The sequence below is a fragment of the Bifidobacterium sp. N4G05 genome (assembly GCF_002742445.1).
GTDB lineage: Bacteria > Actinomycetota > Actinomycetes > Actinomycetales > Bifidobacteriaceae > Bifidobacterium > Bifidobacterium hominis.
Genome location: NZ_NJNQ01000001.1, coordinates 223340 through 238125, shown reverse-complemented (window position 1 = coordinate 238125; position 14786 = coordinate 223340). Strand labels below are relative to the sequence as shown.

Sequence of the window (14786 nt, the reverse complement as noted above, 5' to 3'; positions counted from 1 at the left end):
TTCGTGCAGAATGTATGAAAATGAGATACGGGGGCATGGATTTTGTCATAACATGCCTAGGTGCATGCAAGAATGGTTTGAAGAGCCATTAACGAAGGAGTCATCATGGTCGTTGGCATCATCATTGCCGTCATCGTTGTTCTCATCGTGCTTTGGGCCGTTAGCGCCTACAACGGGCTGGTCACACTACGCAATCGTGTGAGGAATGGCTGGGCGCAGATCGATGTGCAGCTCAAGCAGCGTGCCGATCTTATTCCGAATCTGGTGGAAACGGTCAAAGGTTATGCGGCCCACGAATCCCAAGTGTTCACGCAGGTCACGCAGGCCCGTGCCGGCGTGGTGCAGGCCGCGCAAAGCGGTGACGTGGCGCAGCGCATCGCCGCGGAAAACCAGCTGAGCCGCGCGCTCATGAATCTGCAGGTTGTATCTGAAAACTATCCGCAACTGCAAGCCAATACGAATTTCATGGATCTGCAGAGTCAGCTGAAATCGTTGGAAGAGAAAATCGCTTACGCACGCCAGTTCTACAACGATGTCGTGCAGAAGTACAATACCCGGATTGAAGTCGTGCCAACCAACATCATCGCAGGACTGTTCCATTTCGAACAGGCCCCCTACTTCCAGGTGGACGAAGCGGATCGTCAGGTTCCGCAAGTCAAGTTCTGACATGCACGTAAAGCCCCGTCCGATAACGATGGGGTTTTACTGTTCAGTTCGACTTGTACGGCCGTCTGTTGTACGGACATCTGAGAGAAGAAGAAATGAGAAAGAGGGATCATGGCGGCCAAACAATACGCATCACGAGGAGTGCGCAGCGTTTTTATCGCGATTGCCGCCACCATCGGCGTTGTGGCGATCATGTTGCTGGCAATAGCGCTGGATGATGGCAGCGCCGACTTAAGCTACAAAACGCTCGACTACGATGTGCAGGTGCAAAGCAATGGCGATTTGAAGGTCACCCAGCATATCGACATGAAACTCGCTGACCGCAGCGATGACGACGGCGATCATCCGTGGAAGCAGCTGTACCAGCAGTACATGCTGAAGGAAAGCGATCTGACCAATATCACCGATATCAGTGTGCGCAATGTGACAACGGGGGAAACCTATCAGCAGGGCGATATCGCAATCCCAAGCAGCTACAGCACCGGCGAATGGAATCAAGAACATGCGAAGCAGTGGTATATCGCCGATGTTTCGCAAGGTGACAGCAATCCGCAACCGTTCGATCCAGCAAAAGACGGTCTTGTTGCCGGCAATACCGACGATCGTTCCAAGAAGATCGAAATCGGATGGAACATTCCCGTCACCACGTCGGCAAGCAGCATGAAATTCGACATCACCATGACCATGCAGGGCGTGACCACCGCCTATCAAGACGTGGCCACGTTCCAATGGGAGCCGTTCGGCGCGAACAATCAGATTCCCATCGGCAAAGTCACCGGCACCATCACGTTCCCGAACGACATCACAGCAGATAATTCATGGGCTTGGCTGCACACCGAACGCACGTCAACCACTGAACGTGGTGATAAAGGGTCGCTGCAGTTCACCGTGCACGACGTTCGTGCCGGCGACTATGTTGACGTGGTCGCCATGTTCGATGTCGATGCGACCAGCGGTGTGGCACGCACTCGTGATACCACCATCAAAAACGGCATCATGAAAAGCGAGGCCCGACAGGAGCAGCAGTGGCGTGATCAGCAGCGCAAAAAAGCGCGTATCCGCTTGATCACGTGGATCGCCATCTCTGTGATCGGCCTGGTGTTGTGTGTGATCGCCGTTGCGCTCGCATTGCGCAGTTTCAATCGTTCGCAATACCACGGTGACATCGAGTATTGGCGTGACGAGCCGGAAATGAGTCCTGCCAGTGCTGCGGAGTTGCTGCATATGGTCGACGACAAGCATTCGAAGACATTGTCGAGCAGGAAAATGTCGGCTTCCGTGCTCTCGCTCGCTTCGCGTGGAGCGATCGCCATCTACCCGGGTGTGGCCGCCATGTATCAGGGCATTGATATGAGCCAGGCGAACAATGCCGATATTGCACGGCTGATCGCCAACGATCCCGCTCGAACCCGCGATGTGGGCAAAACCAGCACGGTGGTGATACTTCCCGTGGTGTTTGACAACGTGCAATCGTTGCGGTTGTGCCCGAGCGAGCAGGCTGCGCTCGACTTGCTGGTGACGGCGTCCGAACGCATCGGCTCTCCGGTGTTCGATTTGGATCAGATGAACGAGAATTTCTCCGATTGGGAGAACGGTTACAAGCTTCAGGAGAAGTTCACGAATACGTGCGACAATGAATTCGCCATGCTGGGTGCCACGTCGATATGCGGTGGGGGAGCGTTTGCTGCGGGCATTTGCGCTGTGATGCTGGCATTCCTGTCCATGCTGTATTTCGGAGCCATCGGCAATCTTGCGTTGCTCGCGGTAATTTCCGTGCCGATGATGTTCGCATCCGTGTTTGCGTTGAGCTACCTCAAATTGAAGGGGCTTACCGATAATGGGCAGTATCTTGCTGGCCAGGTGCTCGGATTGAAGCATTATATGGAGGATTTCAGTGAATTCAAGGATCGCGGTGTGGCCGATATGACGTTGTGGGGCCGGTACATGGTGTATGCCACCGCGTTCGGCATTTCCGAAAAGGCGATGAAGCAGATGTTGAAGGCGTATCCGCAATTGGCTGATCCGAATTGGCTTGATGCCAACGCTTCCGATTCGTTGCTCTACTGGAGTTACCGTTCATGGTATTTCAACCATCGTTACGCCGGTCCTGCTTCGGTTGAGACGAATTCGATGGATTTCTCGCAATTCAGCGCCAATTTTGGTGATATTGGCGCGCAGTTGGAATCAGGTTTCGCGGATATTCAATCGACGATTTCGGCGGCGTCTACGTCCGGAAGTTTCAATGGTTCCGGCGGCAGTTTCTCCGGTGGCGGTTTCGGCGGTTCGTCCGGCGGTTCCGGTGGCGGTAGCTTCGGCGGTCGCTGACCTGCGGCATTACGCGCATGTTTAGTGGGTTTGCTGTCTGCTGAGGCGGGTCGGCTGGTAAGGTTGCATTCGGAAAGACACTCTGTACGTTGTTGAAGGAGATCGGGATGGCTTTGTTCCGTAATCTTGGACCGTTCCACACCACGGCTATCGGTCATGGCGAAATGCCATTGACCATTGAAAACAATCGTGGTCACGATGTCGGTATCGAAACATTGCACGCCTCGTTGGATGCCGGCTGCCGTCATATCGACACCGCTTGGGCGTACTACACGCCGGGCGAAGAGGAACAGACCGGCGAAAAGCTGGTGCGTGAGGCGCTTGACTCGTGGAAGGGCCCGCGTGAGGAAGTCACCGTGGCCACCAAGGTGGGCTTGCGCCGCGCTTGGGAGGGTGACAAGCCGGTTTGGCCACGAGACGGCAAGCCGGAGCATCTGATCGAATATGGCAAGCAGTCCGCGATGGCGCTTGGCGTTGACAGCATCGATCTGCTTTACCTGCACCGTCATGATCCGGAAGTGCCGTACAACGAGTCCTGCGAAGGCATCAAGGCGTTGCTCGATCAGGGTGTGGCCCAGTGGGCGGGCGTTTCCAACGTGAGCATCGAACAGTTGAAGATCGCGCAGGAGATCCTCGGCGACAAGCTTGTGGCCGTGCAGAACCAGTATTCTCCGATTCATCTGGACACCCAAGATACGCTTGACTATTGTGCCGAGCAGGGTCTGGCATTCGTGTGCTGGAGTCCGTTGGGCGGTTATCGTCACCCGTATGACGAGCACCTGTTCGATCCGTTCCGCGAGGTGGCTGAAGCCCGTGGCGTGAGCTATCAGCGTGTGGTGCTCGCTTGGGAGCTGGCCAAGGGCGACCATATGTTCGTGATTCCCGGCGCTCACCGACCGGAAACCATTCTTGATTCCCTCAAGGCCGACGAGCTTGAACTCACCGAAGAGGAACTTGCCAAACTCGGCTGAGTGTCATATTCGCAACGATTTGCATAAAGGCGTCCGTCTTATCGATGGACGCCTTTGTTTTCCGCATGTGTTTTTCAGTGCATGTATTTCCCGGATGCGGCAGAAGTGTCCCGTGAATAGTTGAGAATATAGAGCGACAAAATCGAGCAAGAGGAACAAGCGTGCAAAGAAGAAACAAGCCTGAAGTATTGGCTCCAGCAGGCAATCTGCGAGGACTGAAAACCGCCGTCGATTACGGTGCGGACGCCGTTTATTGCGGAGGCAAGGCGTTTGGTATGCGTTCGGCGCCGAAGAACCTGAGCTTGGAGGATTTCGAAGAAGGTTCCCGTTACGCGCACGAGCGTGGCGCTCGCGTGTACGTGACCTGCAATGTGCTTCCACGCAACAATGAAGTCGAAGCGATGCGCGAATACATCGGCCAGCTCAAAGACACCGGCGTGGATGCGCTGATCGTTTCCGACATTGGCGTGATGCTTATGGCTCGTGAAGTGGCGCCGAATCTGGAACTGCATGTGAGCACGCAGGCCGGAGTCACCAACTATCAGGCGGCGAACGCCTTCTACCAGCTGGGCGCACGCCGTGTGGTGCTTGCCCGCGAAATGGATCTGCAGGCCGTGCGAGACATTCGTGCACGCATTCCCGACGATCTTGACATCGAATGCTTCGTGCATGGCGCGATGTGCATGGCGTTCTCCGGTCGTTGTCTGTTCTCCAACTATCTGACCGGACGTGACGGCAATCATGGTGAATGTGCGCAACCGTGCCGCTGGAAGTATTCCATCGTCGAAGAAAAGCGACCCGGCCAGTATTTTCCGATAGAACAGACCAAGGAAGGCGCGTATCTGTTCAATTCGCAGGATATGAACATGCTTGCTCATATCGACGATCTGCTTGATTCGGGCGCTACCAGTCTGAAAATCGAAGGTCGTTCCAAGAGTGCCTACTATATTGCGGCGATGACGAACGCTTACAAGACCGCCGTTGACGCATACATGGTGCAGCGCGGTTTTGAAGACGAGGATGGCACTGTGTTGAAGCCGTTCCACGATCGCGTGATTCGCCCGTCCGATCCGGATTACGGCAAGCCGGAAATCACGGATTCGATTATGGAACATGCGGATGGCGCGTTCGCAGGGAAGCCGGATATTGCAGCCGTTCCTATTACGTCTGCTGGCGAACCCGATGATCTGAGCTATCACGCCCGCAGTACAAGGCGTAAGTCGAACATGGCTGCCGAAATTCTGCCGGAAGGCTGGTATCACGCCGGAGTGCGCCCCGCGGAGCATGTGTCTTTGCCTGACTGGCTGCTGGACGAGCCAGACAAGGTGGCACACCGCGACTATTCCACCGGCTTCTATTATCCGGAACACAAAGTGCAGCAAAGCACCGATCGTTCCGCGTATTTCCGCGCATGGCTGGTGGTCGGCGAAGTGCTTTCGTGGAGTCCGGAAGACGGCGGTCGCGTGACCATTATGAGCCGTAACAAGATCGAAGCCGGTCAGGAGGTTGAATTCGTGCTTCCGGGTGCGGCGCCGCTCGCTTATACCATTCCGGCCGGCGGATTCCGCGACGCGGAAGGTCACTGGGTTGAAGCCATCAACAATCCGGCGCATGTGTTCTCCATGCCATGCCCTCAGGAAGTGCCGGTGAACGCTGCCATCCGATCGCGCACCAAAAAGCCGACGCTCAAAGCGGAATAATTGCGAAAAATATCGTGTAGACGCAGAAAATCATCAGAAATTAGTTGAAATAATCGTAGAACAATCAAGGAAAACAGAAAAATGACCGACAAGCAGTATGATGACGCGATTCTTGACAGCAATGCGATCGACCCGACCGACGTGGACGGCAATCCGATTCCGGTGACCATTCCGATCATGCTTGCGCCGGGCGTCAAAGTCGTGTACACCACGCGACTTGGCGGTACCAGCGAAGGCGACTATGCGCACTGCAATCTCGGTGGTAAAAGCGGCGATGATCCGAACCATGTGCTCGCCAATCGCGTGGCGCTCTCCAATGCCATCAATGCGAAACTGAGCTTGGTCAGCCAGGTGCATTCCGGCATTGCCGTCGATGTGGACGAATCGTTCGTAATGAACCGTCCGTTCGGCTTCGACGTGTCCGGCAGCAAGGGTGAAAACGCCCAGCAGATGACCGAAACCGCGGATGAGCCGGCAGTGGTCGAGGCCGACGGCCAGGTGACCGCGCAGAAGAACGTGGCGCTCGGCATGTTCGCGGCCGACTGCCTGCCGGTGCTCATGGCCGATGCGGAAGCCAGTGTGATCGGTGCCGCGCATTGCGGTCGTCGTGGCCTGCAGAACGGTGTGATCGGCGCCACCATCGAGAAGATGGTGGCCAAGGGAGCCAAGCCGGAACGTATTGTCGCCACGCTCGGTCCGTGCATCTGCGGCGACTGCTACGAGGTTGGCGGAGACATTGCCGACGAATTCGACGCGCAGTTCCCGGGAACCTTCACACTGAGCCGTTTCGGCCAGCCGGGCATCGATATTGCGGCCGCTGCGCTACAGGAGCTTGCCAAGGCCGGAATTCCAGCCGACAATGTCATGTCTTCTCGCCCCCGCGTCAACGCGGCCACCCAGTATCTTTCCGAAGATGAGGAATTGGCGGAAATCTGCCAGTCCGATGGCGAAGGTGAACCGCAGCTCGCGGAACGTTTTAAGAAAATCCGCCGTAGCCTGTGCACGCTGGAAAATCCGCTCTGGTTCTCGCATCGCCGTGCCGCCATCGCAGGCAAAGCGCACGAAGGCCGTATGCTTGCGCTGATCGTACGCGAATAGTGGGAGAGCGACGCGCTGTTGCGGATTGCGTGCAGAACGTGAGGCAAAGCGCGTTGCAAACCGATTCGGGGGTTTACGGTGGGATGTATGAGTGAGAGAGAGCAGATGCAGGAACAGAAGATGCCGGTTGTGGCCGTGGTGTTGGCGGCCGGTTTCGGCACGCGATTCGATGAGAACAATCCCAAACAGTTGGTCTCGGTGGAAGATAAACCGATCGTCTGCTGGAGCATTGAGGCGTTCGAGTGCAACGATCGCGTGAGCGACATCATCGTCGTGGTCAACGAGCGTGTCGGCAACATGGTGAACATGCTGATCGACGAAGCCGGCTATACCAAGGTACGTGCGGTGATTCCGGGTGGCTCCGAGCGTGTGGACAGCACCCGCGCCGCGCTTGACCTGCTCAAGCAGGCGGGCATTCCCGATGGTGCGAAGATCCTCATCCACGATTCCGTGCGACCGTTCGTCGAACAGCAATCCATCGACGGCTGCATCGACAGTCTCGATCAGTTCAACGCGGCGACCGTGGCATACGCGTCCACCGACACGATTCTGCTGACCGAAGATCTTGGAGAGCGTAAGGTGGTGCGCTCCGTGCCCGATCGTACGAACGCATTCCGCGCGCAAACTCCGCAGGCCTTCCGTTTCGGCACCATTACCAAGGCTTACGAGCTTGCCACCGCCGATCCGGACTTCCACCCGACCGACGACACCCGCGTGGTGGTGGACTATCTGCCGAACGAGCCGGTCGCCATTGTCGCCGGATCCGAAACGAATCTCAAAATCACCACACAGGCCGATATGCCGATCGCCGAGAACATCGCGCGCAGCCTCGACCCGGAACACGCCAAACAAGAAGCGAAAGCACGCATGCACGCGGTGTTCGCCGAAGCGTTCTCGCAAATGCATAAGCACTGATCGTAAACGAACCTACCTTTCGACCACGTACACTGGAACACATGCAGCAGATCAACATCGTCATCTCAGGTTTCACCCCGTACGACGGCATCGACGTGAATCCGGCCGTACTTGTTCCTGCGGCGCTCGCCGAATATTGGAATGATCCATCTCAATCCGTGGCGTTGTCCGACGATCTTCTGCAGGATGTTTCCATTAGCGTGACGACGGTGACGCTTCCGGTCAGTTTCGCCAACGCCTGGCCCATGCTGTTGAACGCCATCGAACAGGCGAATCCTGACATTGTTATCGCCACCGGTTTGAAGCGTTCTGCCCGTGGCGTGCTGTTGGAACGATGCGCCACGAATCTGATGGACGCGGCCAAGCCTGACGCCGACAATGTGATTCCGCCTCGCCGTCCGATCAATCCGGAAGGCCCGGCTGCATATTGGACGCGTTTGCCGCTGCGTTCGATTCTGCGCGATTTCGCCAAACATGAGATTYCCGCCGCATTGAGCTCGGATGCGGGCACGTTCGTCTGCAATTCGCTGTTCTACCATCTGCTTGACTGGTCGGCAGCGCAGGAAAAGCGCATTCTGTCGGGTTTCGTAAGTCTGCCGATCGTCAACGAGCAGCCGCATCCGCAACATGGACTGTCGATTGCGCAGCAAATCACCGCAGGCAACGATGTGATCCGCGAATCGGTGCGTTATTTTCTGCAGCCATCCTCAAGTGAGATCCTGCTCGGCTGAACGGCGTCGGCGTTTCCTCGAACGATTTCTGTGCTCTCTGTGAGAATTATGCAACTGCCGTGTGCCGAACGTTTTTCCTGCGCTAAAGTTCAAGACGGACAGGCGCGGGCAAGATGCGCGATGAAAGGGAATTCGTGAAAGGAATACCATGGTTGAGCAGTTCCCAATCGTGTTGAGGGGGTATGACAAGGAAAGGGTCGATGAGGCGTTCGCTTCGGCTCAGGAGACGGTGAACCGTCTGCGTGAGCAGGTCAAGACCGACGATCAGACCATCCTTGAACTGCAGGCACAGCTGCAGGAAGAGAAAAACAAGAAGGCCAACCCGAATTCGTTCGCATCTCTGGGCGCCAATGCGCAGCAGATGCTCGCCAGCGCGGAACAGACCAGCGCCGAGCTGCTTGACCGTGCCAAAAAAGACGCTTCCGCGGCACGTGCCACGGTGCAGCTGCAAGCCGAAACCCTGCTGAACAATGCCAAGCTCGACGCCAAGCGTATTCTCGACGAGGCTAACGCCAAGGCCGAAGCGGTGCTGTCGAAGGCTAACAACGATGCCGACACGTTGAGGTCCAACGCCCAGCGCGAAGCGAACCAGCTGCGTGGCGAAGCGCAGAAGGCCGTGGTGGCGCAGCGCCAGACCGTCGACTTGGAATTGACGAACTCTCGTGAGGAGCACGACAAGCGTCTCGCATCGGAGCGTGCCACGCAAGAGCGCGAGCTCGCCGACATGCGTGCCGAAGCCACTGAGCAGATTGCGGCACAGCGCAAGAACGCCAATGACGAGATCAACCGCATGAAGAGCGAGACCAACGACCAGATCGAATCCGCGTTGGCCGAAGCCAACAAGAAGCTGGCCGACGTGCGTGAGCAGGTGTCCAAGATGATGACGGACGCGCAGCGCCGTGCTTCGGAAATCACGGATACCGCCAAAGCCAAGGCGCAGGAGATCACCGACGAGGCCGAAGTGCATCGCACCAAGACCATCAGCCAGGTCAATGCCGAAGTCGAGCAGATCCGCGCCGATATTTCCGCCCAGCAGGATGAGGCCACGAAGAAGGTCAACGAGCTGCTCGCCGATTTGGACGAACGCCGTGAAACCGCCAAGAAGCAGTCCGACGAGCTGATCTCCGAAGCGCAGCATACGCGTGATGAGGCCGAGGCATACGCTTCCGACAAGCGAGACGCCGCCGACAAGCAGGCTGCCAGCATTCTCAAGCAGGCTACCGAAGAGGCCGACGAACAGGTCAACGAGCGTCGTGAGGCAGCTAAGAGCGAATTGGAGGGCGTGCAGAAGCGCATCGCCGACCTGCAGACCCGCGAAGCGCAGATCACGCAGCGTGTCAGCGAACTGCGTGCCATGTTTGCCAACGCGTTCTCCGGTTTCGGTGCGAACGGCCTGTCCGTGGTCAATTCCATCGACGGCGAACAGCATGATTCCGCAGCTGAAGCTGAAACTCCGGAAGAATCGTACGACGAGGGCGAGCCCGTTGAGAACGAACCGGAAGTGACCTTCGACGAAGACGTTGTCTCCGACGAACAGCAGAATAATGACGACTTTGAAGAACCGTCCGAAGACGAGCAGTCTGACCAGGGCGAGGAAGCACAGGAGGAGCAGAACAATGACTGACATCACGCCGTTGAGCGCTGATGCATTGGCAACGCTGGTTGAGGATTTCGAAGCCAGCGACCGCAACCGTATGGCCATGAACGCGGTCACCGCGGCGGGTATCAACAAGGTGGCGCGCAACTATGACCGCGCCCGCCTCATGCAGCGCAGATTCTCCACCATTGTCGACAATGGCACCGCCACCCATCAGGATCGTTCCGGCCGTTGCTGGCTGTTCAGCTCGCTGAACGTGGCCCGCTTCGTGGCCAAGAAGAACATGGGTCTGAAGGAATTCGAGTTCTCCCAGAACTATGCCATGTACTACGACAAGCTTGAGCGCGTCAACTACTTCCTGCAGGACGTGGCCGAACTTGTGAAGGCCGGCGAACCGTCCGACTCCCGTCTGATTCAGCATCTGCTCGCCGACGTGATGGGCGACGGCGGTCAGTGGACCATGGCCATGAACGTGTATAAGAAGTACGGTGCCGTTCCGAAGGATCTGTTCCCGGAAACCGAATCCTCCAAGAACACCGGCGAAATGAACGTGCAATTGCGTCGCCTGCTGCATACCGCCGTCGCGCACATGTATGCCGATCCGGCTTCGATTGACTCGGTGATCGCCGAAGCGACCGCTGCCGGCCACCGCATTCTGACAATCCACTTGGGTGAGCCGCCGAAGAGCTTCGACTGGGAGTGGACCGACAAGGACGGCGAGTTCCACCGTGACGGTGAGATCACGCCTGTGGAATTCTGGCAGAAGTACGTCGGTTCCGCCGATTTGGAAAGCTACGTGTGCCTGGTCGACGATCCTCGTCAGGAGCATGCGAAGGGCAAGAAGATCGGTATCGAGCACTTGGGTAATGTGGCCGGGGGAGACCCGACCGAATACCTGAACGTGCCGAACCAGTTCATGAAGGATTGCGTGCGTCAGATTCTCGAAGAGCAGGGCATTCCGGTATGGTTCGGTGCCGACTGCCACCCGATGATGGATCGTGAAAACGGCGCTTGGGCCACTGATCTGTTCGAATATGGCAAGGTGTATGGCGTTGATTTCGACCTGAACAAGGAAGATCGTGTGCGTTTCGCCGATTCCGCAATGAACCATGCCATGGCGTTCGTCGGTGTGGACGTGGCCGAAGACGGCACGACCACCCGTCGTTGGCGCGTGGAGAACTCCTGGGGAGACAAGATCGCAGACAAGGGTTACTTCACCATGAGCGACGACTGGTTTACCGAATACGTGTACGAGGTCGCTGTGCCGAAGGCGCTGCTCCCTGCCGAATATCAGGCCGCTCTTGACGAGCCGGCCACCATGCTCCCCGCATGGGACCCGATGGGCGCTCTGGCTGACTGATACGTAAACCGACAAGCCGATTGACGAATGCCGACTGCATGGGACTTCGCAAAAAGTCCAGCATGCAGTCGGCATTCGTGTTATTCCACCTTTATCCGTTAAGGTAACTTCGGTGATTGTCATTCATGCCAAGCATGCCTGAGGCAGGTATGTAGATATAGGGAGGAGCAGAAGAGATGTCAGGTCTTCGCGGTCCAGATAGTTCGAAGGATGCACAGTTGTTGGACAACGCTGTGTTTCCGGAGACCGTGGATGTCAATATTCGACAGTTGGACCCGATTCCCGCTCCCCGATATTTTCTGAAGGAAATCCCGCTTACCGACGAGATGAGCGATCTGGTGTTGAAGTCCCGTCAGGAAATCCGTGACGTGCTGAACGGCAAAGACGATCGTTTGCTCGTCATCGTCGGCCCCTGCTCGATTCATGATCCGAAAGCCGCACACGAATACGCCGCAAAGCTCGCGGCCGTCAAAAAAGAGCTGGAAGACCAGCTGGTCATCGTGATGCGCGTGTATTTCGAAAAGCCGCGCACCACCATCGGGTGGAAGGGACTGATCAACGATCCTGATCTCGACGGCCAGTTCAACATTCGTAAGGGCATGTGGCTTGCACGCAAGGTGCTGGCCGATGTGCTGAGCCTTGGACTCCCGGCAGCCACGGAATGGCTTGACCCGATCACCCCGCAGTACATCTGCGACCTGATTAGCTGGGGTGCGATCGGCGCTCGCAACACTGAAAGCCAAGTGCATCGCGAGCTCGCTTCGGGCATGTCGATGCCGATCGGCTTCAAGAACGCCACCGACGGTTCGATCAAGCCGGCAGCGGACTCCTGCTTCGCGGCCGCCTTCGAGCATCATTTCCTGTCCATCAATCTTGACGGACGTGTGATTTCCGCCGAAACCAAGGGCAATCCCGATTGCCACCTGGTGTTGCGTGGCTCTTCGCACGGTCCGAACTACGACGCCGAATCCGTGGCGAAGGCGTTGGCCGGTCTGAGGGTTTCCAAGGCTTCCGGCCCGAGCGAACACGGCCTCGTCATCGACGCGGCGCATGGCAACTGCGGCAAGAACGAAGTGCGTGAAGCTGAAGTGGTCGAAAACATCGCATCCCGCATCGCAGCAGGCGAACAGGGCATCAGCGGCATTATGGTGGAAAGTTTCCTGAAGGCCGGCAATCAGAAGCCCGCTCCGCTCGACCAGCTGGAATACGGTAAGTCCATTACCGACGCCTGCGTGCCGTGGGAACGTACCGAACAGTTGTTGCGCACGCTTGCCGAAGCGGTCGAAAGCCGTCGCAAGCTTGCCGAATAATCGCAAATAAGCGTAAATAAGCTAAATAGAAAACCGTGCGAAAACCGCGTAATCTGCGTGATCGCACGGTTTTTGCATTGTGATTGCTATTCTTGGGAAAGATAGTGATTTGGAAAGATAGTGATTTCCAAGGAGAGCAGTGAGATGCAGCAGCAGCTGAACACGCCTGAAGAGCTTCGTGCCATCCGTCAGGCCATGGATGAAGGTAAGAATCCGCTGGTGGTTACGGATGTGCCACGGTGGGAAGATCAGGTTGGCATCAGCCGCATTGTAAACCGCCGAGTGCTTGAATTTGAGGTGCTTCCCACACCGGCGCAAGTGTTGGGCGATCTGCCGCTCAGCGATCAGGCTCAGGAAATCGTCGCCTATTCTCGAGATGAGATTCGCGCCTGCCTATATGGTCAGGATGATCGATTGCTGGTGATTGTAGGCCCATGTTCCGTGCATGATCCTGCGGCAGCGCTCGACTACGCCCGTCGTTTGGCCGCGTTGAAAGACGAGTTGGGCGGCGAATTGCTGATTGTGATGCGCGTGTATTTCGAAAAGCCGCGTACCACAGTCGGTTGGAAGGGCCTGATTAACGATCCCGACATCGACGGCAGCTGCAATATCAAGAAGGGCTTGCTGTTGGCCCGCCGTACACTGCTTGGCGTATTGGACGCCGGTTTGGCTACGGCCACGGAATTCTTAGAACCAACCAGCCCGCAGTACATTTCCGATGCGGTCAGCTGGGGTGCGATCGGCGCTCGCAACACCGAAAGCCAAGTGCACCGTCAGCTCGCGTCGGGCATGTCGATGCCGATTGGCTTCAAGAACGCCACCGATGGTTCCATCAAAGCGCCGACCGATTCATGTTTTGCTTCGGCTCAACAGCACACGTTCTTCGGTGTCGATCACATGGGTCGCGCGGCCGTGGTCAAAACGCTCGGCAACCCCGACTGCCATGTGGTGTTGCGTGGTTCGAGCAGCGGCCCGAACTATGACTCCGAATCCGTGGCGAACGCCATGAAGCTGATCCGTGAGGAAATGCCAGCTGAATCCGCGGCCGCGCACGGCCTGATCGTGGACTGTTCGCATGGCAATTCCGGCAAAGACGAGCATCGTCAGGCCGAAGTGGTGCGCAATATCGCAAGTCGCATCGCCGACGGTGAAGAAGGCATCACCGGCATCATGATGGAAAGCTTCATCGAAGGTGGCAGCCAAAAACCGGCGCCGCTTGCCGAACTGACTTACGGTCAATCCATCACCGACAAATGCTTGAGCTGGCAGACCACGGAACAGCTGCTGCGCGAACTTGCGCAAGCCGTGGGCAAGCGCCGCTGGAAGTGAGCGAAGCAAAAATAATCGAAACCGAGCGAAAAGCGTGAAGCAATCGAAAGGAACGGACGTATGAGCACAATCGCCATCATCGGCGCCATGGACGAGGAAGTTGCCAATATCGCATCCGCATTGAGTGACATCACCGTAACGGAGGAAGCCGGCGTCAGTGTGACGCGCGGCGCCATCGAAACCAACAAGGGCACGCGCGTCAACGTTGCGGCAACGGTTGGCGGTATGGGCACCGTCAATATCGCCGCCACTACGCAGCATCTCATCGACGCAGACCAGCCTGACGCCGTGATCTTCTCCGGCATTGCAGGCAATCTCAACACGCATTTGCACATCAACGACGTGGTGCTTGGTGGCACGCTGCGCTACCTCGACACTGACATGCGTCTCGTCGGCCAATGGAAGCCAGGCACTGCGGATCAGCCGGTGGAGGAATTCCACTCCGACGGCCGTCTGATTGAAGTCGCCGATAAAGTGCTGACCGATCTGAATGTGCATCACATTACCGGCATCATCGCCACCGGCAACTATTTCGTGGATGATCCGAAGAAAGTGGAGCTGGTGATTCGCGAAACCGGCGCGGACGCGGTCGAAATGGAAGGCGCTGCAGTGGCGCATGTCGCGGCACGCAATGACCTGCCCGTGCTGGTCATTCGCGCGTTGAGCGACAATGCCGACACGGATTACGTGGAATTCAAGGAATTCGACATTTCAGAATATGCCGACACTGCGGCGAAAATCGCAGTGAACATCGTCAAGCGCATGTAGTCGCAACACAGCCCGT

Annotated in this window: 12 protein-coding genes; all 12 read left to right on the top strand. The window is 57.0% G+C overall.

The features are described 5' to 3' along the window. The first annotated feature begins 105 nt into the window (after nucleotides 1-105). The 12 genes from CE153_RS01130 (at nucleotide 106) to mtnN (ending at nucleotide 14770) form a co-directional block, all read left to right on the top strand. Nucleotides 106-666, top strand: coding sequence for a LemA family protein (locus CE153_RS01130; RefSeq protein ID WP_236824419.1), 561 nt, complete (start codon nucleotides 106-108; stop codon nucleotides 664-666). A 111-nt stretch (nucleotides 667-777) separates the two neighbouring features. Beyond that, nucleotides 778-2991 (top strand): DUF2207 domain-containing protein, encoded by a 2214-nt coding sequence (locus CE153_RS01125; RefSeq protein ID WP_099594863.1) that lies wholly within the window; start codon nucleotides 778-780, stop codon nucleotides 2989-2991. A 107-nt stretch (nucleotides 2992-3098) separates the two neighbouring features. Next, a complete protein-coding gene (locus CE153_RS01120) occupies nucleotides 3099-3962 on the top strand; it encodes an aldo/keto reductase (RefSeq protein WP_099570999.1) in 864 nt (287 codons plus the stop codon). Nucleotides 3963-4123: 161 nt separating this feature from the next. After that, entirely contained in the window at nucleotides 4124-5662 is a 1539-nt protein-coding gene (locus CE153_RS01115) for a peptidase U32 family protein (protein WP_099594862.1), read from the top strand. 81 nt (nucleotides 5663-5743) lie between these two features. Then, nucleotides 5744-6760, top strand: a complete 1017-nt coding sequence (locus tag CE153_RS01110) for a polyphenol oxidase family protein (protein ID WP_099594861.1) — start codon at nucleotides 5744-5746, stop codon at nucleotides 6758-6760. A gap of 87 nt (nucleotides 6761-6847) precedes the next feature. Beyond that, a complete protein-coding gene (locus CE153_RS01105; protein WP_099570996.1) occupies nucleotides 6848-7675 on the top strand; it encodes an IspD/TarI family cytidylyltransferase in 828 nt (275 codons plus the stop codon). A 41-nt stretch (nucleotides 7676-7716) separates the two neighbouring features. Beyond that, nucleotides 7717-8406 carry a pyroglutamyl-peptidase I gene (locus CE153_RS01100; protein WP_099594860.1) on the top strand — a complete coding sequence of 230 codons (690 nt, stop codon included), beginning with the start codon at nucleotides 7717-7719 and terminating at the stop codon, nucleotides 8404-8406. Between the two features lie 148 nt (nucleotides 8407-8554). After that, a complete protein-coding gene (locus CE153_RS01095) occupies nucleotides 8555-10030 on the top strand; it encodes a cell division protein (protein WP_099594859.1) in 1476 nt (491 codons plus the stop codon). Then, complete coding sequence (locus CE153_RS01090; protein ID WP_099594858.1) at nucleotides 10023-11363, top strand: C1 family peptidase; 1341 nt, start codon at nucleotides 10023-10025, stop codon at nucleotides 11361-11363. Before CE153_RS01095 ends, CE153_RS01090 begins: the two co-directional genes overlap by 8 nt. A 176-nt stretch (nucleotides 11364-11539) precedes the next feature. Next, nucleotides 11540-12673 (top strand): 3-deoxy-7-phosphoheptulonate synthase, encoded by a 1134-nt coding sequence (locus tag CE153_RS01085; protein WP_099594857.1) that lies wholly within the window; start codon nucleotides 11540-11542, stop codon nucleotides 12671-12673. Between the two features lie 144 nt (nucleotides 12674-12817). Next, on the top strand, nucleotides 12818-14002 hold the full coding sequence (locus CE153_RS01080; RefSeq protein WP_099594856.1) for a 3-deoxy-7-phosphoheptulonate synthase: 1185 nt from the start codon (nucleotides 12818-12820) through the stop codon (nucleotides 14000-14002). 60 nt (nucleotides 14003-14062) lie between these two features. Then, entirely contained in the window at nucleotides 14063-14770 is a 708-nt protein-coding gene (gene mtnN / locus CE153_RS01075) for a 5'-methylthioadenosine/S-adenosylhomocysteine nucleosidase (protein WP_099570990.1), read from the top strand. Nucleotides 14771-14786 lie beyond the last annotated feature (16 nt).